Origin of the sequence: Hassallia byssoidea VB512170, from assembly GCF_000817785.2 — a bacterium.
Lineage (GTDB): Bacteria > Cyanobacteriota > Cyanobacteriia > Cyanobacteriales > Nostocaceae > Hassallia > Hassallia carrinoi.
On record NZ_JTCM02000002.1, the window covers coordinates 135,696 to 161,321 of the forward strand.

General features: G+C 41.9%; 24 protein-coding genes and 1 pseudogene. 10 read left to right on the plus strand and 15 right to left on the minus strand.

Features of this window, described 5'->3' with window-relative positions; translation table 11 throughout:
* The coding region (locus PI95_RS01755; RefSeq protein ID WP_163518520.1) for an nSTAND1 domain-containing NTPase at positions 1–1,840 on the minus strand (1,840 nt) is incomplete at its 3' end.
* Between the two features lie 429 nt (positions 1,841–2,269).
* Between PI95_RS01755 and PI95_RS01760 the strand changes: the two genes are divergently transcribed.
* Both PI95_RS01760 and PI95_RS01765 read left to right on the plus strand, forming a co-directional pair.
* Entirely contained in the window at positions 2,270–2,551 is a 282-nt protein-coding gene (locus tag PI95_RS01760; protein ID WP_039748603.1) for a type II toxin-antitoxin system RelE/ParE family toxin, read from the plus strand.
* A gap of 8 nt (positions 2,552–2,559) precedes the next feature.
* On the plus strand, positions 2,560–2,850 hold the full coding sequence (locus PI95_RS01765) for a HigA family addiction module antitoxin (protein WP_039748602.1): 291 nt from the start codon (positions 2,560–2,562) through the stop codon (positions 2,848–2,850).
* 104 nt (positions 2,851–2,954) lie between these two features.
* On the opposite strand, the gene PI95_RS01770 is transcribed toward PI95_RS01765, so the two are convergent.
* Positions 2,955–3,995, minus strand: a complete 1,041-nt coding sequence (locus tag PI95_RS01770; protein ID WP_039748601.1) for a DUF1611 domain-containing protein — start codon at positions 3,993–3,995, stop codon at positions 2,955–2,957.
* Entirely contained in the window at positions 3,979–5,031 is a 1,053-nt protein-coding gene (locus PI95_RS01775) for a dipeptide epimerase (RefSeq protein WP_039748600.1), read from the minus strand. The genes PI95_RS01770 and PI95_RS01775 overlap by 17 nt, the downstream gene beginning before the upstream one ends.
* Positions 5,032–5,359: 328 nt before the next feature.
* Between PI95_RS01775 and PI95_RS01780 the strand changes: the two genes are divergently transcribed.
* Complete coding sequence (locus tag PI95_RS01780) at positions 5,360–5,926, plus strand: NUDIX hydrolase (RefSeq protein WP_039748599.1); 567 nt, start codon at positions 5,360–5,362, stop codon at positions 5,924–5,926.
* 242 nt (positions 5,927–6,168) lie between these two features.
* Here PI95_RS01780 and PI95_RS01785 read toward each other — a convergent pair whose 3' ends face one another.
* Positions 6,169–7,092 (minus strand): nucleoside hydrolase, encoded by a 924-nt coding sequence (locus PI95_RS01785; RefSeq protein ID WP_039748598.1) that lies wholly within the window; start codon positions 7,090–7,092, stop codon positions 6,169–6,171.
* A gap of 18 nt (positions 7,093–7,110) precedes the next feature.
* Here PI95_RS01785 and PI95_RS01790 point away from each other — a divergent pair, with 18 nt between their 5' ends.
* Positions 7,111–7,542, plus strand: coding sequence for a nucleoside deaminase (locus PI95_RS01790; protein ID WP_039748597.1), 432 nt, complete (start codon positions 7,111–7,113; stop codon positions 7,540–7,542).
* A 56-nt stretch (positions 7,543–7,598) separates the two neighbouring features.
* Here PI95_RS01790 and rbsK read toward each other — a convergent pair whose 3' ends face one another.
* From rbsK to PI95_RS01810, 4 genes are all read right to left on the minus strand, one after another.
* Positions 7,599–8,648, minus strand: a complete 1,050-nt coding sequence (rbsK, locus tag PI95_RS01795; protein WP_163518507.1) for a ribokinase — start codon at positions 8,646–8,648, stop codon at positions 7,599–7,601.
* A gap of 27 nt (positions 8,649–8,675) precedes the next feature.
* Positions 8,676–9,047: a type II toxin-antitoxin system PemK/MazF family toxin gene (locus PI95_RS01800; RefSeq protein WP_236116888.1), complete on the minus strand. Its 372-nt coding sequence runs from the start codon at positions 9,045–9,047 to the stop codon at positions 8,676–8,678.
* Positions 9,002–9,226, minus strand: coding sequence for a DUF8778 family protein (locus PI95_RS01805; RefSeq protein ID WP_039748596.1), 225 nt, complete (start codon positions 9,224–9,226; stop codon positions 9,002–9,004). The genes PI95_RS01800 and PI95_RS01805 overlap by 46 nt, the downstream gene beginning before the upstream one ends.
* 97 nt (positions 9,227–9,323) lie before the next feature.
* The gene (locus tag PI95_RS01810) at positions 9,324–10,376 is read right to left on the minus strand and encodes an alpha/beta hydrolase (protein ID WP_039748595.1); all 1,053 of its coding nucleotides are present in this window, start codon (positions 10,374–10,376) and stop codon (positions 9,324–9,326) included.
* Between the two features lie 145 nt (positions 10,377–10,521).
* Here PI95_RS01810 and PI95_RS01815 point away from each other — a divergent pair.
* Positions 10,522–11,160 (plus strand): annotated as a pseudogene (locus PI95_RS01815) (Uma2 family endonuclease).
* Positions 11,161–11,218: 58 nt separating this feature from the next.
* Positions 11,219–11,599, plus strand: coding sequence for a calcium-binding protein CcbP (locus PI95_RS01820; protein WP_039748594.1), 381 nt, complete (start codon positions 11,219–11,221; stop codon positions 11,597–11,599).
* 96 nt (positions 11,600–11,695) lie between these two features.
* Here PI95_RS01820 and PI95_RS01825 read toward each other — a convergent pair whose 3' ends face one another.
* Positions 11,696–12,253, minus strand: coding sequence for a sugar O-acetyltransferase (locus PI95_RS01825; RefSeq protein ID WP_039748593.1), 558 nt, complete (start codon positions 12,251–12,253; stop codon positions 11,696–11,698).
* Positions 12,254–12,686: 433 nt separating this feature from the next.
* Between PI95_RS01825 and PI95_RS01830 the strand changes: the two genes are divergently transcribed.
* Positions 12,687–12,854, plus strand: a complete 168-nt coding sequence (locus tag PI95_RS01830; RefSeq protein ID WP_163518509.1) for a hypothetical protein — start codon at positions 12,687–12,689, stop codon at positions 12,852–12,854.
* 84 nt (positions 12,855–12,938) lie between these two features.
* On the opposite strand, the gene PI95_RS01835 is transcribed toward PI95_RS01830, so the two are convergent.
* Both PI95_RS01835 and folB read right to left on the minus strand, forming a co-directional pair.
* Complete coding sequence (locus PI95_RS01835; RefSeq protein WP_052325296.1) at positions 12,939–14,237, minus strand: GGDEF domain-containing response regulator; 1,299 nt, start codon at positions 14,235–14,237, stop codon at positions 12,939–12,941.
* A 697-nt stretch (positions 14,238–14,934) separates the two neighbouring features.
* Positions 14,935–15,306, minus strand: coding sequence for a dihydroneopterin aldolase (folB, locus tag PI95_RS01840; RefSeq protein ID WP_039748591.1), 372 nt, complete (start codon positions 15,304–15,306; stop codon positions 14,935–14,937).
* Positions 15,307–15,574: 268 nt separating this feature from the next.
* Between folB and menD the strand changes: the two genes are divergently transcribed.
* Positions 15,575–17,482, plus strand: coding sequence for a 2-succinyl-5-enolpyruvyl-6-hydroxy-3-cyclohexene-1-carboxylic-acid synthase (gene menD / locus PI95_RS01845; RefSeq protein ID WP_039748588.1), 1,908 nt, complete (start codon positions 15,575–15,577; stop codon positions 17,480–17,482).
* An 8-nt stretch (positions 17,483–17,490) separates the two neighbouring features.
* Here menD and PI95_RS01850 read toward each other — a convergent pair whose 3' ends face one another.
* Positions 17,491–18,708, minus strand: coding sequence for a M20 family metallopeptidase (locus PI95_RS01850; RefSeq protein ID WP_039748586.1), 1,218 nt, complete (start codon positions 18,706–18,708; stop codon positions 17,491–17,493).
* A gap of 301 nt (positions 18,709–19,009) precedes the next feature.
* Between PI95_RS01850 and PI95_RS01855 the strand changes: the two genes are divergently transcribed.
* Both PI95_RS01855 and PI95_RS01860 read left to right on the plus strand, forming a co-directional pair.
* Entirely contained in the window at positions 19,010–20,065 is a 1,056-nt protein-coding gene (locus PI95_RS01855) for a CHAT domain-containing protein (protein ID WP_063842394.1), read from the plus strand.
* 75 nt (positions 20,066–20,140) lie between these two features.
* Entirely contained in the window at positions 20,141–22,276 is a 2,136-nt protein-coding gene (locus tag PI95_RS01860) for an NACHT domain-containing protein (RefSeq protein ID WP_052325279.1), read from the plus strand.
* A 58-nt stretch (positions 22,277–22,334) separates the two neighbouring features.
* Here PI95_RS01860 and bioD read toward each other — a convergent pair whose 3' ends face one another.
* From bioD to PI95_RS36610, 3 genes are all read right to left on the minus strand, one after another.
* Entirely contained in the window at positions 22,335–23,018 is a 684-nt protein-coding gene (bioD, locus tag PI95_RS01865; RefSeq protein ID WP_039748584.1) for a dethiobiotin synthase, read from the minus strand.
* 212 nt (positions 23,019–23,230) lie between these two features.
* Positions 23,231–24,958 carry a serine/threonine-protein kinase gene (locus PI95_RS01870; RefSeq protein ID WP_039749042.1) on the minus strand — a complete coding sequence of 576 codons (1,728 nt, stop codon included), beginning with the start codon at positions 24,956–24,958 and terminating at the stop codon, positions 23,231–23,233.
* Entirely contained in the window at positions 24,958–25,083 is a 126-nt protein-coding gene (locus PI95_RS36610) for a hypothetical protein (RefSeq protein ID WP_268896630.1), read from the minus strand. Before PI95_RS36610 ends, PI95_RS01870 begins: the two co-directional genes overlap by 1 nt.
* Between the last annotated feature and the right edge of the window lie 543 nt (positions 25,084–25,626).

The following is a 25,626-nucleotide window of genomic DNA, read 5'->3' on the forward strand; positions in this document are numbered from 1 at the left end:
AGGAATCCTGAATCTGGTTGGCAGAGGCGATTACGTTTTCGAGCAAGGGAGCGGCTTTTTCGGGTTGCTTGAGCTTGCCAATGGCTTGGGCAATGGCACTTAAGGCTCTTGCTTTGTAACGGGAATCCTGAATCTGGTTGGCAAGTTTCAAGGCTTGATCGTAATTTTCATCCTTAGCAAAGGCGACAGCCGCTTGTGATTGATACTCAGGACTCGTTATCTGCTGACTTATATTAGTTAATTGCCAGCGAATTTGAGTCAATTGCCCGGAAGTTGTATAATTCAACCAACCCCAAATCCCCAGCGCCAGTAAAAGGATACTCCCAATCCCCCCCAAACTCAAGTAAATTCGCTGCTTACTACCTTGACGCAGTGCTACACTAGCTTGAATAAATTCTTGCTCCCCTTTGCTCAGTTCTTCTCGGCGTTGTTTCAGCTTTTCTTCCGCTTCCGTTAACACTGCACCCCGCAACAATGCCCCCTCATCCCGTTGCATTTTTTGCCATTGAAGCATTGCGAACCGCAGCGTTTCTTGCCAAGCGCGAAAGCTACGGTCTGCTTTCATCCATTTTCCCAGTTCTTCCCAATTACGAATCAACGCTTCATGAACAACTTCCACAGTTTCTTGGTTAGCAGCATTTTGACTGGTGACTACTAATCGATCATCCGCTAACTGTTTCACCAATTTCCAGCGTTCTTCACCCAATTCGGCTTTCGTCGCTACTCGTCGCGTATCTTGTGTGCCTTCACCCGGATGCACTAATTGGATGAAAATCCGCCGTACCTGTTCTTTCTGGGCTGCACTCAACTTACCATAATTGCGATCTGCATGACGAGCCAACGCACCTTGTACCTTACCTATGTGCTGATAAGCTGCATGAGTTAACTGTTTACCCTTTCGCTGCTTCCACAATTCCGTCAACGCAAACTCCAAAAGAGGTAAATTCCCCGGTTCATCTTCCACATCATCTAATATGCGTTCCACCAGTCCCCCTTCAAATGTTACCCCCAACTTTTCAGCAGGCTTTGCAATCACTTGTGAAAGTTCATCATGATTCATCGACCTGAGCTTGATATCAGTTTTTAATACATCTCCAAAAGCGGGATATGACAGAGCATTCCCCAAGAAATCTGCCCGCATGGTTGCAACTAGCACATGATTGTATTGCGACTGATAAGCAGAGGATTGAAAGCTGACTAATAAACTATCTAGAAAACTATGGCGAATTTTATGATCCGCGCATAAAGTGTAAATTTCTTCAAATTGATCGGCAATCAGCAACACCCGATCCGTGGGGTGATTTTGGTGAATCTGGGCAAATACATCAGCTAGAGAGATTTCAGCATCGCCAAGGGATTGTGATAACTTACGAGCTTGGATGATCTTATCAGTAGCATCCAGATTTTGTGTGTAAAGCGGAACCAGCGCCAAAGCTAGGGCATGAAAAGGGTCGGAACCAGGACGAAAATGGGTAAACTTCCAGTGACTTGATTGTTGCAGCTTCGGCACCAATCCCGCCAACACCACCGAAGATTTCCCACTTCCCGACGCACCTAAAACGGGTATAAAATTACGGTTTTGAGTGGCAGCGAATAGTTCTTCTACAAAAACCTCACGTCCAAAGAAAAACTCCGCATCATCAGGACCAAAGTGAAACAAACCGCGATAGGGACAGACAAGATTTTCACTACTTACATCAGTAGATTCAATAGGTACTACCGTTGTATCACGATAATAGTAGTTGGTGATGGTGATAGTAGCAGTATTGCTATCTCCTGTAATAATCGCACTGCGGTCAGCGCTTCCTCCAACTTTGGCACTGCGGTCTTCTTCTGGCATCCTACCCTCACTTATAGATTCTGTACCCAAATCAATACACTTGGTTTAATACGTCAGACTGATATAGGACTTATATCATGTCCGTTTGATTACTTACTAAACTCAAAGAACCCCACCCCGCCAAAGCTACGCTTTGTCTCCCCTCCCCGCTTGCGGGGAGGGGCTGGGGGTGGGGTGCTTCTTGACTATGGGAATCATAACTAACTACGCGGACATGATATTACGCATTTACTTGCTTTGATTTTATGCGTAAACCCTTGCTTGATTTGCACCAACAGAAGTTAAGTATGAATTCGCTTTCCTTCTTTATTTAGAATAGGTGTAAGCACCATCAACTTATGCAGTTTTAGAATAAAAGAAAAAAAATAGCTACTAACTAGATAATATATCTACAGTTGACAAGTGTAACCCTTGGGGTTACGATAAAAATTGATTAAGACATTTCAGCATAAAGGATTGAGAAACCTTTTTGAGGATGATGATAGAAGTGGTGTTCAGCCTAAACATGCAGAAAAATTACTAGATATTCTTGATAGACTTGACGCTGCTATTGAAGTTGAGGATATGAGATACCCAGGTTCTAAACTTCACCAGCTAAAAGGTAATCGAAAAAGCGAATGGTCAATCGCAGTATCTGGTAATTGGCGTGTAACTTTTGAATTTGAAAACGGTGATGCTTACGTTGTTAATTACGAAGATTATCACTCTTAGTAAAAATTATGATAAATAAAAGAAAACCAAGACACCCAGGTGCTTTGATTAAGAGGCAATATCTAGAACCTTTAGAAATGACTAATACTCAACTTGCTGAGATTTTAGGTGTTTCACGTAAAACCGTTTCCGAAATTGTTAACGAACAAGCTAGTGTTTCTCCCGTTATGGCGCTTCGTTTAGCAAAGGCTTTTCAAACGACTCCAGAACTTTGGTTAAATCTCCAACAAAAATATGACCTCTGGAATGCTGCACAAGAATCTGAGATATTGAATAAAATATCTCCTATCAATTTATAGGCTTGCTAAATAGCCATTTTGATAACTCCACAACCTGCCACACAAACGGTTTTTTTCATGTATAGAGTTTTATCTATTTTTTGCTAAATTTCTTCAGCAGATGATTACCCACGCACGATCGCATTTAATAACAAACCTGCATCAAAGCGAATTGGATCTGTGCAAGGTAGGTTAGTTTCTGATTGTACTTGAGCGATCGCTTCTTTTGCCGCTGACTCATCTAAATGACCTGTATTTAGTGCTACACCCACAACAGGCACAGATGCAAAAGCACCACCTGCACCAGCAACCATTTCATACAGCTTAATCACCTCTGATAAAGGCGGAATTGGTACATTATCCATCACATGAGTTTGTCCGGCACGATGTACCAGTATCATTTGCGTTGGTTGCGAACCGCGTATCAAGGGCAATGTTGCTGTAGAACCTGGGTGTAATAGCGAACCTTGTCCTTCAATGTGCAAAATGTCGTAATTTTTGCCGAAGCGCATCACCATCTGTTCCACAGCACCGGCGGCAAAGTCTACCCGCACGGCATCTAATGGCACACCATCACCTTCTAACATCAAACCCGTTTGCCCGGTTGGGAGAAACTTAGAACGCCAATTTCGCAAACGTGATGCCCAATGTAATTGTATGCTTGTGGACATTTTCCCGACTGCCATATCAGTTCCCACAGTCAACACTCGGCGGCAAGGAAGAGTGCGTGCCAAGGCAGTCGCAACACTAAGATTTGGTGGTTCTTTTCGCACATCCCAAATTAATTGTCCTGGTTTCAACAGTGCTTTTAAATCTGGCATGTCTGCTAAAGGTGTGTGCAAACCGTTTACCAATGACATGCCGGACATTAACGCATCTTTGATATCATGCCAATAATCATCTGGTAATATACCGCCTTTAGGGGCAATACCAATTACCAAAACTTGCGGTTGATATTGTAATGCAGCGGCAACTGATGCGACAATTGGGACATCTCGCTTAATGCGCGTTAATTCCGGTAAAGATTGCCCTGCACAAGTGCGATCGATAACGGCGACAATTGGAGCTTCACTGTAGCGTAAAAGTGATAGCCCTGTTTTGCCATGAGTTCCTTTGACTTGTTCATGTAGCAGAATCGCTATCCGTCGATCAAGCGGTAAACGCACTGTATTGTACCCCCAAACCTGGTAAATCGTTCGGTAAAATTTTTCCGTCAAGAGCGATCGCACCCGTGAAGGGGTCATCGATTAAGTTAAGATGACTGTCTAAGTCTAAATAATCAGCTAACGGTGCAAGCTGTGCTGCTGCTGTATTCGCTAGCGTACTGTCAGAATAACAGCCAAACATCACTTGCAATCCAAAAGCACGCGCTGTATGTACCATCCGCATCGCTTCGCTTAAACCACCTGATTTCATTAGCTTGATATTAACACCATCTACGCAGTCTGCCAGATGAGGAATATCAGCGCTAGTAAAGCAACTTTCATCAACAAAGATGGGCAAAGGAGAATGCTGCTTCAATTCTGGTAAACTTTTTTCTTGCCCTCGTGGAAGTGGTTGTTCCACATACTTTACACCCAAATCAGCCAGGAAGATGCACATTTCAACAGCATCTGACAAACTCCAACCCCCATTTGCATCAACGTAAAATTCTAAATTTGGTGCTTCTTCACGGACTGCTAACAGCATTTTTTGATCTGCGGCAATGCCATCGGGATTACCTAACTTTACTTTGAGAATACGGACATCTGTAAATTGTAACCAGTCTCGCGCCCTCGCTCTTGCTCCTTCGGGTGTATTAATGCCAATTGTCACCGAAGTGGGTACAATGGCGTTTTTGTCAAGTCCCCAGAGTTGCCACAGTGGTAATTTTACATATTTGCCCAGCCAATCGTGCATTGCCACATCCAATGCTGCTTTAGCTGCGGAAGGAATACCGAGTTTGGTTAATACTTGGTCAATAGGCGATCGCTGCAATGGATTGTATGCTTGCAACATCGGTGCAACTTGCAGCAAAGCGCCTTTAATTATCTCCGTTGATTGCGGATTAGTACCGACACTAAACGGTGACGCTTCCCCCCAACCCTCGATATTATCTTGAGAAATTTTTACCCAGACATTCGTCGTCTGTGCCGTAGTTCCCCGGCTAATTGTCAAGGGAAAGCGCTTATTAACAGTGAATGTTTTTACCTCAATTTGCATGATTATGCTTAATATTAGGGATTAGGGATTAGGGACGCTTGGATTAGGGAAAAGTTTATTCACACGGATCTGTTTGTCCCCAGTCCCCAACTTTAAATTCTCTAACGTCTTAGTTATACTTTTTTACAATTCTTTACTAAATTGCCATATATATTTTCTTTTATTAAAAACTAGTAGTGGTAGGGTGTGTTATGCCGTTAGGAAGAGCGCACCCTACCACTACTATATATTTTATTTTCTTAAAAACTAAGAAGAATGCAACGCCCGTTAATTTGGTTAAATTTTTCCCTAGTCCCCAGTCCCTAATCCCCAGTCCCTAATCCCCTTTATGCACAAATTAAAAAAATGGAAAATATTGCAATCCAAAATGGTCTTAGATAATTTTTGGTGCAAAGTGAGGCAAGATGAGATAGAATTACCCAACGGCAAAATTATAGATGATTTTTTTGTAATTGTTAGACCAGAAATTGCCTTAATTTTACCTATCACCAGCAATCAAGAAATTGTTTTTGTGCGGCAATACAGACATGGGGTAGGTGAAATATTATTAGAACTACCTGCTGGAGGTTTTGATGCAACATATGAAAGTGCAGAAACAGCGGCAATCAGAGAACTTAAAGAAGAAACAGGCTATACTGCCGAAAAAGTTATCAAATTAGCGACTTTATATGATAATCCGGTTAAAGATACGAATAAAATACATTTATTTATAGCTGAGAATGTGAGAAAAATCGGAGAGCAAAATTTAGATATTACAGAAGAAATAGAAGTTGTCTTGATTCCTGTAGAATCAGTAATAGAGAAAATTACCCTAGGGAAAATTTCAGTTTCCGGTACTGTTGCAGCCCTTTTATTGGGTTTGAATTATTTCAACAAAAATGAGCGCGAAAATTAAAACAAAGACTCTGCGTTACTCTGTCTTGAAAAGTTGTTCATGGGGGAAACCCCCAAGACCACACTTTTCGCTGCGCTTACCTTCGCGACCCTCTGCGTTGAAAAAATACTAAACTAAGGAAGGTGCGTTAACGTAGTGTAACGCACCCTACAAAATCTTTTAATTTTCTAACTCCTAACTTTAGTACAGACGTTCCGCCGGAACGTCTCTACAACTTTGCTCCCGGGCTCCTCCTAACTCTTCTACCTTGCCCATTGTTGTAAAATGTAATTGTAAAAAGCCTCTTTATCAACTTTATCCATAGCCGAAATTTTCCGACCTCCAGATACTACTTTAGTACGTCCTTGACTTAAACCTGTTGTGATAATTTCTGTTTCCCACTCCCGCAATTGATAAAACTCTGGATGAGCGAGATAAGCTGTTGCTAACACATCCCAAAAATAATAATCTTGGGGAATAACTAACGCATAACATTGTCCTGCCAAATCAGAAATGGGATAATGGCGTTGTCGTCCCATTTTGTAAACAACCTCAGATGTAACAGGTACATTGTTAGTTAAATCCAAAGGACACATGATAATTTCAATTTGAGTTTCCCAGACTCGCGCTGCGGAAATGGGGTCCCAATAAACATTCCATTCAGCTGAACCGTCTTGTCCTGCTTCCAAACTTTTCTCTACATTACCACCAACATTTAATGCACCACCCATCCAGACAATTTTTTTAATTTTCGCTTCAATTTCTGGTGCTTTATCTAACGCTACTGCGACCGTCGTTAAGGGACCCGTTACCATCAACGTTACTGGTAATGGTGCATCACGCAACACTTGTATCATGAAATCTTGACCTGGTTGTGCAAGCAGAGGTGTGCTAATAGTTTCGTTTTGATTGAGAATCGGCAGATGATCGACAATAAACGAATCGCGACGGTAGAGACGGGGGAAAGGATTGATACCGCGCACAGTGCTGAGAGCTACCGGGATATGAGAAGATTCCATCAAATCGAGAATTTTGCGTGTAGCGCTGACAGCAGGTTCAGCATAGCAATCAGCGGGAGTGACGACGACACCCAAAAGTTGGATATGATCCATCGTCATCAGCAGCATAGTTGCTAGATAATCATCAACACCACCATCGTGATCCATTAAAACGAGTTGTTTAGACATAAGTAGGAGAATTAACAAATGGATGAATTTATGCAAGCTGCCGTAGACGAAGCAAAACAAGGTAGACAAGAAGGTGGAATTCCCATCGGTTCCATTCTTGTGAAAGAAGGTAAAATCGTCGGCAGAGGACACAACAAGCGCGTACAAGACAGCGATCCTGTCACCCATGCCGAAATTGATTGTCTCCGCAACGCCGGCAGAATTGGCAGCTACAGAGGCACAACACTCTATTCAACCTTAATGCCGTGCTATTTGTGTGCTGGGGCAGTGGTACAATTTGGTATCAAAAAAGTCATCGTCGGCGAATCCAAAACCTTTCCTGGTGCGAAAGAATTTATGGTATCCCACGGTGTCGAAGTTATTGATTTGAATCTGGATGAATGCGAACAGATGATGAGCGAATTTATCGAAACCAACCCCGAATTGTGGAATGAAGACATTGGGAAGTAGTTAGGAGTTAGGAGTTAGGAGTTAGGAGTTAGGAGTTAGGAGTTAGGAGTTAGTTGTTAGTTGTTATCTCCCCCACTCCCCCTTGTCCCCCTTGTCCACGCCAGGCGCCTCAACGGAGGGAACCTCCGCACGGCGCTGGCTCCCCTTGTCCCCCTTGTCCCCTTGTCCCCCACTCCCCCACTCCCCACTCCCCACTCCCCCAAAAACGCATCAAACGTAACTCTATCCGGTAGCGAAGGTTGGGCACCTAATTTCGTTGCCGCTAAAGCACCCGCTGCTGCACCCCAAATAACGCAGTCGCGCAAAGAATGTCCTTGAGAAAGCGCTGCTGCTAAACCACCGTTAAAAGCATCACCAGCAGCAACGGTGTCAACAGCTTGCACTGCAAACGCAGGTATAAAAAATCTTTCTTCAGGAGTTGCACAAAAAACACCTTTAGCGCCTAATTTGACGATCGCATTTTTCACGCCTTTTTGCAATAACACCGCCGCTGCCTTTGCTGCCGACTCTTCCCCATCCACCGGAAAACCGACTAATTGCCCCGCCTCAACTTCATTTGGTGTAATAATATCTACCAAGCGGTAAAGTTCATCTGGTACATCATTTTGTGCGGGTGCGGGGTCGAGAATTACTTTTACTTGTGCATTTCTGGCTGCTTTTGCAGCAGCAACAACAGCAGACATGGGAATTTCAAATTGTAAAAGTAGCGCTTTAGCTGTTGGTAATAAGTGCGATAATCGTTCTATATCTTCGTGATTTACGCGCTTATTTGCACCGGGAATGACAATGATTTGATTTTCACCTTTTACATCAACGCTGATAACTGCAACACCAGAACTGACAGTTTTATCTATGAATATATTATTAGTTTGTACGCCAGAAATTTGCAAATTTTTCACAAGTTCTGCGCCAAAATTATCTGCACCAACACGTCCTACCATTTGTGTAGAAATACCCAATCTCGCTGATGCTACGGCTTGATTTGCACCTTTACCCCCAGGGGAAAGAAAAAAATCGTTTCCTAACAGCGTTTCGCCGGCAATTGGCAAGCGGGGTACTGTTGCTACCAAGTCTATGTTGATGCTGCCGAAGACGATGATTGTCATAATTTTGGGGAGTAGCGCACAGTTTTATTATCCCGTGTTTAAGCTTAAGTATCGACGGAGGATGTTTTGAGCTTGCTGTAATAGTTCTGGTTCTAGTTCGCCCAATCTTTGAATTAAGCGTACTTTGTCAAAGGTCATCGGTTCGACGCACACCAACAAGCTATCAACAGATAAACCATTTTGCAGTGATGAGGGTACTACCACCACTGCTGCTTGTATCCGAGGGTCATTAGGTCGTGCTGAAGTGAAGGGTAAAACTGTAACTTTACTACGTTGGGCATTAAAGACAGTGCCAGAAATCACTAATGCTGGACGTATTTTACGAATTTCAGTGCCTACAGATGGGTCAAAAGTTACAATCCAGATGCTTCCCAGTCCGTAATCGCTGCGTTCTGCCATTCGCTACCCCAACCTAATTCGAGTTCGTCTACCAAGGCACAAGCTACCGCTAATGCTTCATCTTCTTGTTGCTGCTGCCATTGCTGCAAGAGAGATTCAATCAGCGCACTGCGGTTTTCAACTTTTTGGTCGATGTAAGTTAGTAATTCATCTGGCAGCGAAATAGAGATTTTAGCCATATCCTACTCAAAGTCATACTATAAGTAGTATAAGTTGTTCGGGGTGCGTAGGCGTAGCCCCTTAAAGTAGACATCGCGTAAATTAAACTTTGCGTCTTTATTGCGATTCTCTCATTGTCTTTTTCTTCATTCCCAACAGGATACTCCACGCACCTAACACCAGCAAACTTAATGTCGAAGATGATTCGGGAATAGGTTTAGTTTGACTAATTACTGTCACTTTTGCGACATCACCTGTAGAATAAATATAATCAAAAGCACCTTTATCATTAAGAACACTTGCACGCAAAAACAATCCACTCCAGCGGGCTATAGTTTCTACTGCTACATTTTGCTCGATTTTAGGGGCATTAGGGTCTGGTACTGCACCTAAAGGATTATTGGTATTTGTAATGCCAAAGTGATTTGCACCGATAATGCTAATTAACGCCTTAGGAGCGTCTTTTATATTATCATAAGTTGCTTGCGCTCTAAAAGGAAGCGCTCTACCATCATCAGTTCCCTGCAACAAAGCAATGGGAATTGCGGAATTTTTAATGGGGATAAACTTATCATTTTCGTCGCGAAGATTTGCACCAAAAAATGCTCCGGCTACCAGTTCCTTGGGTCGGCTAAACGAGCCTTCACATCCAGTCGGAACGCAAAGATTGGTAATAGCAGAAAGACCGACAGCACCTCCTAAAGAGTGACCGAGTAAGCCGAGTTTCTGCGTATTGACAATGCCCCTCACAGGTGAAGTAGGATTAGAGTTTTCTACGAGCATTTGTGTTAAAACAGCGTTGACTTGTGAGGTTTGCGGTGCAAGTGCTCTACCAAATTGTCGAAGCAAACGTTTGTTATTAGGTACAACTACAATAAATCCGTACTTAGCTACTATACTGGCGTAATTTGAGTAATTTGATTTATCTACAAGTCCACCTTGCAACAAAAGCGCGATAGGAAACGAGTATTTACCAGTTTTCAAATCTTTTGGATTAGGAAAGTAAATATCAGCTAAGTTATTATTCCCAGAGATTGTTGTAGTGTAACTAGCCACATCATCAAATAAAGGTGCATCATTAAATGTCGCCGCAGTCGCCGTTTTCTCTGTACCCCAAACAATCAATGCTACACCTACAGAAACTACGGAAAATGCTTTTAAGCTAGCCACAATAATTAGTCTTTAACCCTTAGTATATTGGCAAAATAAACTGCAAAACGGTTTGTTCACATCTACCATAAGTTGTATTAGCTGAAAAATTGGCTGATTATAGCCAATTCCTTGATACCTTAGTAGAAAACTGAGGTGAAATCTTATGGTGACGACAGCAGCAAGCAGTTCCCAACGAGTCATACTGCAAAACATCAGTTGGCACACCTTTGAAAGCATCCTCACAGAAATGGGAGATAATCGTGCTACTCGGCTGGCTTATGACCAAGGAATATTGGAAATTATGACACCTTTAATGCCGCATGAGCATAACAATAGACTACTCGAACACTTGGTTTTTGCTTTAGCCGAAGAACTCAACCTCAACCTCAAAAGTACTGGTTCAGTAACTTGTAAGCGTCAAGATTTATTGCGGGGTGTGGAACCAGATTCTAGTTTTTACATTCAAAATGAACTTGTAATGAGACAAAAGCAAAATCTTGACTTGACACAAGATCCACCACCTGATTTAGTAATCGAGGTAGACTACACCAGTTCTTCTGTTGATAGAATGCCAATTTATTTAGCTTTGGGTGTACCGGAAATTTGGCGTTATAACTAACCTGTGATCCAGATTTACCAACTGCGCGAGAATGTTTATGTTGAATGTGATGTTTCCCCGACTTTTGCAAATTTGCCTTTAACTACAGAAATTCCTCGATTTATACAAGAAAGTCTGAATATTGGGGAAATTGCGATGATTCGCTCATTCCGTGGTTGGGTGAGACAGCAGATAGGGAATTGACAAGCGATCGCTCTCTAGTACCATATTCTATAGTCCAACCATTTTGATCGGGTGTTCTATGCCGAGCGTTGAAAAAGACCAAAGCCGCGAGGATCGCATTGAAACTGAGATAATTGCCGATGCCGAAGACAAAGAAGAACGAGCGATGGGTTGGTACTATTATCTTGACGATACTTTAAACGTTCCATTTAATGCGAAGTGGAAAAAGAAGACACGCAAATCAGCCACCGTGGAAGAAAAAACAGTGGAAGTGCTGGGAATGGCACCAGAAGACGAGTGCGAGCGTGATATGTTGTTAGAAGTGGTTTACGTTGGTGGTAAAGATGAAGATGTGTTTACTGCCAAGCTATCGGAAATAGAAGCGATTGATGCTGATAGCGAAACCACAGAAGCGATCGCTGATTGGCACTATTGGCTAGCCAGAGGATACAAATTTTAAATTGGGCAATGGGCAATGGGCACGCTCGCATTGGATTCTAAAATTTCTCCTTGTCTCCTTGTCTCCTTGTCTCCCTGTCTCCTTGTCTCCCCATTTTTAAAGATGCCGAATAATACGGCAGGGATTACCCGCAGCTACGACATTTTCTGGTATGTCTTTTACAACCACACTACCAGCACCAATGGTAGTGTTATCACCTATTGTTACTCCCGGACAAATAATTGCACCACCACCAATCCAGACATTATTGCCGATTTTAATCGGGGCAGCAAGTTCTCTACCAGAAAGACGAATTTCCGGTTCTGTAGGGTGGTAAGCTGTGTAAATTTGCACGTTAGGAGCGCATAAAACATTATCGCCAATGTGAACTGTATTACAGTCTAAAATTACACAGCCATAGTTCATATAAAAATTGTTGCCTACATAAATATTACTGCCATAATCGCAGTGAAAAGGCGGCACAATTTGAATTTTTTCTTTTACTTTACCAAACAATTCTTGCAAAATTTGGCTTCGCTGTTCTGGCTGTTCTTCTGTGGTTGAGTTGTACTGTCTTAACAGACGACATGCGCGTTTATTTTCGCTCTTTAATTCTGGATCTGTCGCTAAATATAACTCACCTGCGAGCATTTTCTGTTTTTCGGTTTTTTCCATCACCAAAATTTTTAGTTTGTTTTTAACATAATAACAAGATCCCCAACTTCGAGCGACAAGTCGGGGATCTGGGTCTTGCAATTGTGAAAATTCATGTAAATTTATGAAAGATAGTTGTATATAATTTGCACTCAATATGCATTTTCGGATTTGAAGTTTAGATGGTGGAGGAATTCGCGGATTGATTGCAGCAAGAATACTAGCTGCAATTGAAAAGCAAATTAATCAACCTTTAGTTGAGGTTAGGCTATGCAATAGAACATATTAGCATACTTTCCATCGGCACAGGCGATTCTTCGTCGGATTATTCCATTTGAAAAGGCGCAAAATTGGGGTACAATTCAATGGGCACAGCCGCTCGTTAATTTATTATTAGATGCTTCATCAGATGTTTACGAATACATCAGCAATCAAATAATGAATAATCGTCTGCGTGCGGTTGCAATTCAAACTTGATAAATTAACAGGCAAACGGTTAAGCGATGACATTGATGATGTCAGTTTAGAGAATATCACTAATTTGATTGAAGCGGCAGATGCTTACATTCAGCAACCAAAAATACAAGCGGCTTTGCAAGAATTTTTACGGATTAGTCAGTAGTTAAAAGTTAGGAGTTAAAACTTAGGAGTCAATAACTATCAACTATCAACTATCAACTATCAACTATCAACCATCAACCATCAACTAACGAGTCATAGCTTCATCAAATATACTATAACGAGCCTTACCTTGGTGCTTGGCGCGGTACATGGCAATATCAGCATCTCGTAGCAGACTTTCTGGTTCATTATGCTTGCTGCCACTCAAAGCTATGCCAATACTGGCTGTACAAATTATGTCATGTCCATTAAGGTTAAGTGGCAATGCTAAAGACTCATGAATGCGTTTGGCAATATTGATAGCACCGCTAACGTCTTTAATTTCTTCTAAAATAATAGCAAATTCATCACCGCCAAATCGAGCGACGGTATCGCCACTACGCAAGCATTCAGCTAATCGTCGAGCGATCGCTACTAAGGAATTATCTCCCATTTGATGCCCAAAGCGATCGTTGATTGCTTTAAAGCCGTCTAAATCCAAAAACAAAACCGCAAAATCGTAATCGTTGCGTCGCTTGCTTCGCTCAATTGCTTGTCTCAGTCTATCTATAAATAAAATGCGATTTGGTAGTGCTGTTAGCCCATCATAAAATGCATTGCGGAGCAGTTGCGCTTCTTTGTGCTTGCGTTTACTGATGTCTTGACAAACTAAAACCGCACCAGTTATTTTCCCATCATCATCGCGGATGGGTGCAACACTATCTCCAATCGCTATTTGTCTGCCATCTTTCGCAATCAGGGTACAGTTTTCCGGTAAACTCAAAACCGCATCCGCTTTTATTGCAAGTTTTGCTAAATTTTCAATTGGTTCGTTCATCTCCTTGTCAATCAAATTGAAAACTTCGGTTAAATCTTTACCAATTGCTTCATTTTGCTTGAATCCCGTTAGCTTTTCTGCTACAGGATTCATAATTTGGACACAACCATTTGTATCTGTCACAACTACGGCACAGCCCATACTATTAATAATTGCAGTCAATTGCTGATGTTTTTCCTCTAATTTCTTTTCAATCTCGTGCTTATAAAGAGCCATTTCTACCGCAACATGTAAGTCTCTTTCTGCAATTGGTTTAAGAATGTAACTAAAGGGTTCAGTTAATTGCTGTTTATGTAATATAGGCTCTGGTGAATATTTAGTCAAATATAACACAGGTACGTCGAAATTATTCTGAATGATGTCTGCCACTTGCACTCCATTGATTTTTCCTGACAAGCAGATATCAATTAACACTAAATGTGGATGAGTTTCTGCTACCTTTTTTATTGCTTCCTCACCAGAATCAGTGATATCCGGAACAGTGTATCCTAAGTTTTGTAATCTGTTTCTAATATCTACGGCTAGGACTTTTTCGTCCTCAACAACTAGGATTTTCGGACTGTCCATGCTAAAATAACCGATTTGCGAAGGCTCAGATGTTGTCGGTGTCAACGCAATCTGAAACAGAATAATCCTATAATAATCAATCTGTAAACTAACTGCGTCATAGCTCAATAAAAATGCTGAATAATTATTACCACTATTTTTGTTACAATGCGGATTCTCAGTATTTGGTATTAATTGGATCTTGACATGCAGTTAATATCAAGTTGTTTATGCATGATGTAAATTGCCATCAAATTACTAAAATAAAACTTACGCACCACTTTAGTCTTGTAGGAAACTCTTCATGAATTGCTTCTACATAAATTCAATTGGTAAGACGACATGAGTGCGTAAGTCTTATAAAAGTTAAAGGCAGTTTTTGATATCTAAGTAACTATTTGATTTAAAAAAAACTAATGTTATGCGGTATTTACGTATGCAGAGAAAAAATAATTTAAAAGTTAATAAAACCACAAAGAAAGGGGAAGGGGGAAAGGGGGACAAGGGGAGCCAGCGCTGTGCGGAGGCATCCTCCGTTGAGGCGTCTGGCGTGGACAAGGGGGCTGTTCTTGGGCAGGGGGAGAGAAATTTTACCAATGCCCCATGCCCCATGACGGCAGATGCTCCACGCAGGTGATCCCCAAGACCGCACTGCCTCCCCCATGCCCCATGCCCAATGCCCCATGCCCCATGCCCAATGCCCGATCGCCCGATCGCCTTAAAATGGGTTGGACTTACTTCTAGTCAGTTCAATGGTAATTTTGCCACCAAAGTCGGGAATGGGTGCAGCGGGTTTGCTTAAAGTGACTTGCACAGTTGAAACGCGATCGCATTCAATGAGAATAGAATCAGCGATCGTCGCTACTAAACGTTCTATCAAAGCAAACTTAGATGTCTTTACTAAATGTTGCACTTTGGCGATGACGCTGCGATAATCCACAGTGTCTTCAATCGCGTCAGTTTTAGCCGCTGTGGAGATATCTAGCCATAACTTCACATCCACCTCAAACCATTGTCCTAACACCTGTTCCTCAGCCAGATAGCCAGTATAGCCATAGCAGCGAATTCCCGTTAAATGAATCGAGTCCATGAAATTTCAGTCTAAAAATGAATTTTGCATTCTGGATTTTAAAGTGAATTCTCGCATACAAAATCTAAAATTAATATTGTCTTTGTCAGGGACTGGGGACTAGGGACTGGGGAGTAGGGAGTAGGGAGTAGGGAGTAGGGAGTATTAAAACTAACAACTAACAACTAACAACTAACAATTCCCGATTACCCATTCCCCATTACCCCATTACCCATTCCCCATTACCCATTCCCCATTCCCCATTCCCCATTCCCTATTATTTGAATTAATGCCGATCGCCTTTAACAATACTAATCAACTTTGGGCTTTTATCTTGGCGGAAACGCTTTTGCGCTTAGGATTGACTTGTGCGGTAATTTGTCCGGGTTCGCGTTCCACACCTTTAGCACTTGCCTTTGCCAAAGCTTCATATAATATTGAAGCGATTTCCATTCTCGATGAACGTTCCGCCGGCTTTTTCGCTTTAGGAGTAGCCAAAGCAACCAAACGTCCTGTAGTATTGATTTGCAGTTCGGGAACCGCAGGAGCAAACTTTTACCCAGCAGTCATTGAAGCTAGAGAAAGTCGCGTCCCTTTATTGATATTAACTGCTGATAGACCGCAAGAATTGCGAGATTGCCACTCCGGACAAACTATAGACCAATTAAAGCTATATGGAAATTACCCAAACTGGCAAACAGAGTTAGCCTTACCCTCACCAGATATGCAAATGCGCTGCTATCTGCGACAAACGGTAATTCATGGATGGGAAAAGTCGCTCTATCCTGTCCCAGGTCCGGTACATCTAAATGTACCCTTTCGCGACCCCCTCGCACCAATTCCCGATGCAAATATACAAGTAGAAATTGACCCAGAAGAATTCTTTTCTGCAATAACAACTTTTTCCCCCACTTTCTACTCCCCAATCCCCATTCCCCAAGAATGGTTACAATCTCAACGAGGGATAATAATTGCCGGCGTTGCGAGCGTGCAGCAGCCAAAAGAATATTGTAGTGCGATCGCGCAACTTTCCCAAACCTTAAAATTCCCGGTTCTTGCAGAGGGACTCTCACCTGTAAGAAATTATGCTGACCTTAACCCCTATTTGATATCTACCTATGACCTAATTCTGCGTTTACAGCATCTTTCCCAGCAGTTAACACCAGAAATAGTAATTCAAATCGGGGAACTTCCCACCAGTAAACAACTGCGTACCTGGTTAAATACTACACAATCCAAACGCTGGATAATTGACCCTAGCGACCAAAACCTTGACCCCCTCCACGGAAAGACAATCCACCTACGAGTATCGATTGAACAGCTAGTGAAGGGAGATGGGGGACAAGGGGGACAAGGAGGACAAGGGGGACAAGGAGGACAAGGAGGACAAGGAGGACAAGGGGGAATTATTGCCACTTCCCCATCTCCCTTGTCTCCCTTGTCTCCCCCCTCTCCCTTGTCTCCCTTGTCTCCCCCCTCTCCCTTGTCTCCCTTGTCTCCCTCATCTCCCCCTCCCTATCTTCAACTTTGGTGTGATGCGGAAGCGCAAGTTAGGTCAAATGTTGACCAAACTATGGCGACAATGAATGAGTTAGTTGAAAGTAAAGCCGCTTGGTTGCTTTCACAAACCGTAGCACCGGGAACGCCGTTATTTATCGCCAACAGTATGCCGGTGCGTGATGTAGAATTTTTCTGGAAGCCGAATAATTTAGGAGTGCGATCGCATTTTAATCGAGGTGCGAATGGTATAGATGGTACATTATCCACTGCTTTAGGAATCGCTCATCGTCATCAAAGCAGTGTCATGTTAACTGGAGATTTATCTTTATTGCACGATACCAATGGCTTTTTAATTAGAAATAAGTTTGTTGGACATCTTACCATCGTGTTAATTAATAATAATGGCGGTGGGATTTTTGAAATGTTACCCATCGCTCAATTTGACCCCCCATTTGAAGAATTTTTTGCCACTCCGCAAGATATTGATTTTGCTCAATTGTGCGCCACTTATGGAGTAGAGCATGAATTGATTACTTCTTGGGAGAAGTTGCAACAAAACTTAAACCCGCTACCAAGTAAGGGAATTCGGGTTTTGGAATTGCGAACAAATCGGAAAGTAGATGCGAAGTGGCGCCAGGAAAATTTACCTAAGTTTGCGACCGTAGTAAGCGCTTCAGCGCTTAAGGAAAAGCGCTAAAGCGCTTATTACGATAAGAATTTTTCAACGCAGCGGACGAAGATTTCTACACCCATTGGTAAAGCGGTTTCGTCAAAATCAAAGCGGGGATGATGATGCGGATATGCTAAATCTTTGCTGGGGTTTGCAGAACCGAGGAAGAAATAACAACCGGGAACGGCTTGTAAGAAGTATGACATATCTTCGCCGCCCATTGTTTGACATTCTGGGACAACTCCGAGAGGAGTTTCTATCACTTGTTCGGCTTGCGATCGCACAAATTCTGCCATCCCTGCATCGTTGATAGTTGGTGGGTATAGTTCCCAGTATTCTAAGTCATAACTCGCACCATGACTTTGACAAACGCCAGCGATAATTTGCTCAATTCGCTTTTTGAAAAAGCCTTTTAAATCAGGTTTAAAATAACGTATCGTCCCACTCATCCTAGCTGTATCGGGAATAATATTCAGCTTGGTTCCTGCGTGAAGTTCTCCCACCGTCACCACCGCCGAATCTATTGGATCGACGTTGCGTGAGACAATAGTTTGTAAAGCGTTGACAATTTGAGCAGCAACCACCACAGAATCAATCGTTTGATGAGGCATTGCCCCGTGTCCACCTTTGCCCAAAATCGTGCATTTAAAGCATTCTACCGCTGCCATTAATGCCCCAGCGCGGACACCGACAGTTCCCAAAGGCAAATTATTCCACAAATGCAAACCGATAATTGCATCCACATCAGGGTTTTTTAGTACCCCAGCTTCAATCATCGGCTTTGCACCTCCGGGTCCTTCTTCCGCTGGTTGAAAGATAATTTTGACAGTGCCGGCGAAGTTTTGGCGATTTGATTGCAGATAGTAAGCAGTACCTAAAGCGATCGCTGTATGTCCATCATGACCGCAAGCGTGCATTACACCATCATGTTGCGATTTATATGGCACTTCGTTCAGTTCTTGAATTGGCAAAGCGTCCATATCTGCCCGAATTGCCAAGACTTTCCCACTATCAATTTTACCACCTTTTATTGTTGCCACAATTCCAGTTTGAGCAATACCCGTTTCATGCTCAATTCCCCATTCCTGCAACTTCTGTGAAACAAACTCAGCAGTGAGTTTTTCTTGAAAACCTAACTCTGGTTGTTGATGCAGCCGGCGTCGCCATTCTACCAGTTGAGGTTGTAGCGATCTAATATCCAGGCGGACGCGAGATAAATTTACACTCTGAGCGTTGGGGAACGTGGAAATCATTGTTTAAACAGGTTAATTTAACACGGCTAACTGATGTTATTTTCCTAGTTTAATCTTTTTGACACCGTTAATATTTTGTAAATTAGTATTTGTAGGGTGCGTTACTAACGCACTCTACGTATATTTCAACTTCGCTTGCATCCATAAACAGGTAAATGCTTCAAGTTAAACCTGTGTACTATATTAAGTACAAGCTCATTTGTGTGACTCAAACTGATTTGAACAGCTTGAGGTTCAAAAAAACTCAACATAGATATAGAATCAATACATTTTATTGTAGATCCTGTCTTCATCCAAAAGTATGAAAAAAATTCTAATTTTATCAGCTAATCCGAGAAACACAGATTGGCTACGTTTAGATGAGGAAATTCGGGAAATAAAAACAGCGTTGAAACGTTCCAAATATCGAGATAATTTTGAAGTTATTACTGAGGGGGCTGTTCGGATTGATGATTTGCGTCGTGCTTTGTTAGATTGCGAACCACAGATTCTGCATTTCTCCGGACATGCAACAGCAAATAATAACATAGTTGTCAAAAATAACTCCGGACAATTACAACAACACCGCGAAGCTTACCGTTTAAATTCACCTTCAGGAGGTATAGCTTTAGAGAATAACTCTGGGGAAATGCAATTAGTAAGTACAAAATCACTAACAGACTTATTTAAGAATTTTCAAAACACAATTGAATGTGTGCTACTCAATGCCTGCTATTCAGAAGTCCAGGCAGAAGAAATTCATAAGCATATTTATTGCGTTATTGGCATGGAGCGTTCTATACGAGATGATGCAGCAATTAAATTTGCCCAAGGGTTTTATGATGTGATTGGTGCTGGGAGAAACTATGAGGATGCTTTTCAACTAGGCTCTAATAATATTGACCTAAATGGCATTCCGCAGTCTTTAATTACCACCATCAAAATTAACAAAAATATAGGCATTATACCTTCTAATAATAAAAGAATTTTTCCCAATAAAAAAGAAAAATATAATATGACTGATAAACGCAGTATCAACATAGGAACCGGTAACTACAACGAGCGCATTGAAGGCAATTATGTACAAGGTAATTATTATGCTAATAGTGAAAAGCAAAGCATTACTGAAGTTGCGGCTGAAATTCAAAAAATACTTGAACAACTAGACAAGTCTTACCCTGCTGATACCACCTTGGGTAAAATGCAAATAGCTGCCGAAACTATTAAAAGTATTGAAAATAATCCCTCTTTCGTAGAGAGGATACTTAGTGCATCGAAAGCAGGTGGTGTGCAGGCTTTTGGGCAATTGCTCAATCATCCAGCAGCTAGCTTTGTCATTGCTGCTTTGGAAGATTGGCAGAAAACTAAGGGGAATTAAGCCTTAAGAGATTTGTGATATAAAATTTACTCGTCTGCTTTTCTTATTATTTAATAACTTCACGCAGGTTATATTATGACAACAAATCAAGAGCCTGATAACCGCAGTATTAATATAGGAAGCGGCAATTATAATGAGTCAATTCAGGGTGATTATATCCAAGGTGACTTCATTCAGGGAAGCGTCATTTATGTAAATAAAAGTCTTTTTCAGATATCTGATTTATTAGGTCGTCGGACATCTGATGTAGCAAAACCCGCTACTCAAGAGGAGTATAAACAACGTAAGGTTTTGCTCAATAAAGTTAAAAACTATTGGATTGAAGGTGTCTTAGAAAAGTCATTGCATACCAGAGTGATGATTTCATTGGGTCTGGAAGAGCGATTAGACGCAGTAGAACATCTTGGTATTGACGAGTTACCTGATAAATCTGGACAAGCATTACCCACGGGAGTTGGGGTAACAGATGTCTTCAATCAGATGGGAGAGGGACGAACTCTTTTGATATTAGGAGAACCGGGAGCGGGTAAAACCACAACTCTCCTGACACTGACAAAGCATTTGATAACTCGTACTGAACAGGACTTAAGCCGACCGATTCCAGTCGTATTTAATTTATCCTCTTGGGCAAGTAAGCGGCAAAATATTGCTGATTGGGTTGTTCAAGAATTAAATAGGCAATATAAAGTTTCCAAATCCTTAGCTAAAGCTTGGATTAAAAAGCAACAACTGCTACTGACGCTGGATGGTCTGGATGAGGTGAAATCTGAGTATCGGGAAGACTGTGTTCAAGCCTTGAATGAATTCATGCAAAAGCATGGACAAACCGAGATTGTCGTGTGTAGCCGCATCCAAGATTATAATGCTCTCTCTACTCGTCTGCAACTACAAGGTGCTATCTGCGTCCAATCATTAACCGATGAGCAGATTAAGCAATATCTAAACAGTGCTGGCAATCAATTAGAAGCCTTGAGAACACTACTTGAAAAAGATACTGCACTGCAAGAGTTAGCCAAATCTCCCCTGACTCTCAGCGTCATGACCCTCGCATATGAGGGCAAATTAGTTGAAGACTTACCCCAAACAAACTCGATAGAAGAACACCGCCGGCATCTGTTTAATACTTATATTGAAACGATGTTTAGCCGCAAGGAAGCTAAACAGAAATACCCGAAAGAACAAGCAACGCGCTGGCTAATTTGGCTAGCAAAGCGTTTGTCTCAAACTTCTCAGACGATGTTTTTAATTGAAGGATTGCAGCCTACTTGCTTCCAGACTAAGACTCAAAAAATACTTTATAGGATTGGAAGTTTTCTGATTGGGGGGCTACTTGGGGGACTGATTGGTGCGTTAATCGGATTGCTAGATCAAAGTAAGTCTTTTGAACTTAGTTTGCTAATTGGTGTACCTATTGGTGGGCTGAGTTTATTATTGCAGATGACAGAAATCAAAACAGTTGAAACCCTGAAATTGTGGTCTTGGCAAGAAGCAAGGAAGCTTCTGATCAATGGACTAGTTGTTACACTGCCTCTGGGGTTGATTGTGGGGCTGCTTAATAAAGGTAATTTACTATTGGGGGTGATTTATTGGCTAATTGCTGAACTGATTTTGGGGCTGCTTGGTGGGCTAAGAGGTTTAGAAATACAGAGAAAAACAAGTCCCAATCAGGGCATTTCAAACTCAGGCAGGAATGCCCTGATTGTTGGATTAATTGGTGGATTAATCGGCTTATTAATCGGACAATTAAGCGGTAAACCAAATTGGGTATTGTTGGGGCTGGACTTTGGGCTAATTTTTGGACTAATTTTTGGGGGTGGTAAAGCCTGCATCCAACACTTTACCTTACGCTTTATTCTTTACACTAAAGGTTATATCCCCAGCAACTATGCCCACTTCCTTGACTATGGCACTGAACGCATCTTTTTACAAAAAGTTGGGGGTGGTTACATTTTTGTTCATCGAATGCTGCTCGAACATTTTGCTCAGATGGCGTCAGTATCTGTTCAATCAACGATCGCACCAATTCCTCAGTCTATTGACAGGAATAACGCACCAACTAAACCTGATTTAACTAATGTTGGTAATAGCGCTTCTCAGCCTCCAACTCCAGTTCAAAATCATCTTGTATGTACCAATTGTGGTAACAATAATCCGTCTAATTTCAAATTCTGCTCCAAGTGTGGGATACCATTGATTAAACCATCTATCTAAGAGTATCGGACTGACAAGTAACCTAATCAAATTAGACATAAAAGGATTGTAGGATGCGTTACGAGCAGATAGTTAAAGTTTCCAAATCTAAATTTGATATTACTTGTGCCATTTTCTCTAAATCAGATGTATTTTCTAAGTAAGGCACGCAACCTAAAACAGGCGTGTTAGTCAATGATTGAATCAATTGTGGTGGTGTCCAGTCGGCGATTTGCGCTTCAGTTCGCGGTTCGACGCAGTTAAGAACAATACCAACTAGATGCACGCGAGATTGTCTAGCCAATGCTACATTCGCTACAGCTTGGGCGATCGCTCCCAATTTCACAGGTACTATCAATACCGTCGGCAAACGCCATTCACCTGCTAAATCTGCTACCGTCAACTCCGAAGTGATAGGTGAACCTAATCCGCCCAAAGCTTCTATTAAAATAATATCATGACGCGATCGCACTTTTTCCAAAGTTTGCCACACCAGTCCTAAATCCACTTCTCGATTTTCGCGTGCAGCGGCAATCGGTGGTGCCAGAGGTGCTTTAAAATACAAAGGTGTAATTTCTGACGCAGATTGATCTAAAGAAAACAACTTTTGATAAAGTTCGCGATCGCCTTCACCCGATTGAATCGGTTTCATAATTCCCAAACGTCGCTGCGGATAATATATTTGCCAATAAGCTGCTAACGCTGTTGTGAAAACAGTTTTACCAGCCTCCGTATCCGTTCCCGTAATTAGTAATGTATTCATTGACAATTATTAATTCTTAGCACTGAATTTACCCTATTTACTTTATTCAACTGAAATGCTATATGGTAATCCTAAATCATTCCCAAAACTCTCCCCTTCCTCCTCCTCTGCGACGGACACGTTCTTCACTCCTCCACCCCCGCACAGAAGTGTCCTCTTCTCTGCGTTCTCTGCGGTTAGTTAATCAATTTTTTTTCTAATATCACATATTATTAATTGCGATTAGGAATAGGAGTTTGCTCAACAGGCGGATTATTATTTTCTTCTGGAGAAGATGTAGACGGAAACTCCGGCGGCTGTAAAGGAGGAAGTGTAGGCGAATTGTTAACAGGTGGTGCTGGAAAAGTTGGCGCCAGTGTTGGCGTGATTGTCGGTGTCGGTGTAGACTCTGGTGTGGGCGTAAATGTCGGTTCTAATGTTGGCGTGATTGTAGGTGTCGCTTCTAAATTTTCTAACCCGGCATTAAGAACATAATTGCTTTCAGGTACTTCTGGTGCTGTTAACTGAATAATATATCTGCCACTTTCAGGCAATATTCCCTGATAAGATGTGACTTGCTGTGCCGAATTATCTATTGCTTCTCGATTTGGAGATAAAACTGTTAGCAAAACATTCTTACTTTCTGGGGAAAGCGATGCAATTAATTTGGAACCTTTTCTGCCAAAAAAGCTGTATTCAACTGTTTCATTTGCTTTGATAGTTCCATCAAGATTGAGTTGATTTGGAGTGACAAAAGTTAAGCGTTTCTTAGTGACAATAGGCTCAACATTGGTAGGTGTGGGTGTAGGTGTAAATGTCGGCGTCGGTGTAGCACTACCTGTAATAACTGGCGAAGGAAAAGTTTGTGGTGGGGCTTCTGGTGCTAATGTTTTTGGTTGACTGCGGATAGAACTTACTATTGCCCAAGAACCGACTCCTGCTAAGATAATTACGGCACTGCCAATTGCACCCAGCGCCAAGGGATTATCTAAAATAGAATTGCTGGGCGGATCGGGAATTACCGGATCTAATCTTTTAGGTGCGACAGGTGGGATTGGATCTGGACGACCACCGACAGCGACTGTTTGCATGTTGGACAAAGGCGGATTTGCCTGATTTGGTTGCGCCAAAAGTTGTAAAGCTTGGGTGAGATCGGCGACACTATGAAAGCGATCGCTTGGTGAATGACTCAACATCCGATTTAATATTTGAGCAAATCGCGGATCGACTTTTACCAACTTTTGCCAATTCCAAGTTAATTGATTTTCATCAAATAATTCTTGCGGTTCTTTACCCGTCAGCAAAACTAGCACTGTGACTGCAAGCGCATACAAATCACTACTGGGGTAAGCCCTTCCTGTTTGCATTTGCTCGCTCGGCGCGTAGCCTAATTTTCCCACAGTGGTGATGGGCGTTGACGCATTTAAAGATTGTAATTTAGTTGCCAGTTCTTTCACCACCCCAAAGTCAATTAAAACGGGTAGGCGATCGCTTTCTCGCAAAATAATATTTTCCGGTGAAATATCCCGGTGAATAATCCCGCGTCCGTGAATATGCTCTAACACTGGCAACAAAGAACGCATAAGAAGCAAAACTTCCGCTTCTGTGAAAGTTTGATTAACAGCCTTGCGCTCATCGAGCAAAGCACGATAAGTCTTACCCGCAACATAATCTTGCACCAAAAACAAGCGCTGGTCTTGTTCAAATCTTTCTCTAAATTGCGGTATTTGCGGATGTTGAATTTGGTATAAAGTAGCTGCTTCTCGTGCAAATAGTTCTTGTGCTTTCTCCCAAGCGTCAGTTCCAGTAGCGGTGGGAATTAATTCTTTGATCGCACAAAGTTCATTAAATCGCCTTTGGTCTTCTGCCAAATAAGTTCTGCCAAATCCCCCCTGACCGAGAATTTGAATTATGCGATAACGGTTTTGTAGGACAGTACCAACAGTAATGGGTGGTTGCATCATCGATTAATTGGGTAATGGGGCATTGGGCATGGGGAATGGGGAATGGGGAATGGGGAATGGGTAATGGGTAATGGGTAATGGGGAATGGGTAATGGGTAACAAAGAAAAAATATTTCCCCCAAGTCGTCCTCCTTGTCCTCCTTGTCCTCCTTGTCCTCCTTGTCCCCTAGTCCCTAGTCCCTAGTCCCTAGTCCCTAGTTCCTTATCCTTTTACGTTTATTTGTCATTTTCTACGGTAGCGTTTTGTGCCAACTTGTGCTGGCTTTTTGCCTTTAAAAATTCTTCACCCTTTCGCCAGATATTAGCTTGTCAAGAGTTATAACTTAAAGTGCTGTGAGATGTGTAATTAGATTTAAAAGCTTAAATTAAATCTGCCATTTTATAAATTTGCCGCTAGTATCATAGAATATTCAATTGCCCCTTAGTTTTTTATTCACAGGTGTTTCTACTTAACGAGTGCCTGCTTTGATATCACTCTTGTGTGTGAATCCTTGACGCTCAGTTATAAATAAGGTGGGTAGAGGAAAATGCTCTACCGAACCAACCTCGAAGGAGTTGGTTTTTTTTTACCTCAAGCAAAAACATCTAAATAATGCATCTAGTTCAAAAACTTAATGTCAGTTAAGCTGTCTATGGTTGATTTGCCAGAAGTCTTTGAAAATGAC

Coding starts and splice junctions, on each gene's coding strand:
- PI95_RS01765 (WP_039748602.1), top strand. CDS start 2,560: ATGATAAATAAAAGAAAACCAAGACACCCAGGTGCTTTGATTAAGAGG.
- PI95_RS01775 (WP_039748600.1), bottom strand. CDS start 5,031: ATGCAAATTGAGGTAAAAACATTCACTGTTAATAAGCGCTTTCCCTTG.
- PI95_RS01780 (WP_039748599.1), top strand. CDS start 5,360: ATGCACAAATTAAAAAAATGGAAAATATTGCAATCCAAAATGGTCTTA.
- PI95_RS01785 (WP_039748598.1), bottom strand. CDS start 7,092: ATGTCTAAACAACTCGTTTTAATGGATCACGATGGTGGTGTTGATGAT.
- PI95_RS01790 (WP_039748597.1), top strand. CDS start 7,111: ATGGATGAATTTATGCAAGCTGCCGTAGACGAAGCAAAACAAGGTAGA.
- rbsK (WP_163518507.1), bottom strand. CDS start 8,648: ATGACAATCATCGTCTTCGGCAGCATCAACATAGACTTGGTAGCAACA.
- PI95_RS01800 (WP_236116888.1), bottom strand. CDS start 9,047: ATGGCAGAACGCAGCGATTACGGACTGGGAAGCATCTGGATTGTAACT.
- PI95_RS01805 (WP_039748596.1), bottom strand. CDS start 9,226: ATGGCTAAAATCTCTATTTCGCTGCCAGATGAATTACTAACTTACATC.
- PI95_RS01820 (WP_039748594.1), top strand. CDS start 11,219: ATGCCGAGCGTTGAAAAAGACCAAAGCCGCGAGGATCGCATTGAAACT.
- PI95_RS01825 (WP_039748593.1), bottom strand. CDS start 12,253: ATGGAAAAAACCGAAAAACAGAAAATGCTCGCAGGTGAGTTATATTTA.
- PI95_RS01835 (WP_052325296.1), bottom strand. CDS start 14,237: ATGGACAGTCCGAAAATCCTAGTTGTTGAGGACGAAAAAGTCCTAGCC.
- folB (WP_039748591.1), bottom strand. CDS start 15,306: ATGGACTCGATTCATTTAACGGGAATTCGCTGCTATGGCTATACTGGC.
- menD (WP_039748588.1), top strand. CDS start 15,575: ATGCCGATCGCCTTTAACAATACTAATCAACTTTGGGCTTTTATCTTG.
- PI95_RS01850 (WP_039748586.1), bottom strand. CDS start 18,708: ATGATTTCCACGTTCCCCAACGCTCAGAGTGTAAATTTATCTCGCGTC.
- PI95_RS01855 (WP_063842394.1), top strand. CDS start 19,010: ATGAAAAAAATTCTAATTTTATCAGCTAATCCGAGAAACACAGATTGG.
- PI95_RS01860 (WP_052325279.1), top strand. CDS start 20,141: ATGACAACAAATCAAGAGCCTGATAACCGCAGTATTAATATAGGAAGC.
- bioD (WP_039748584.1), bottom strand. CDS start 23,018: ATGAATACATTACTAATTACGGGAACGGATACGGAGGCTGGTAAAACT.
- PI95_RS01870 (WP_039749042.1), bottom strand. CDS start 24,958: ATGCAACCACCCATTACTGTTGGTACTGTCCTACAAAACCGTTATCGC.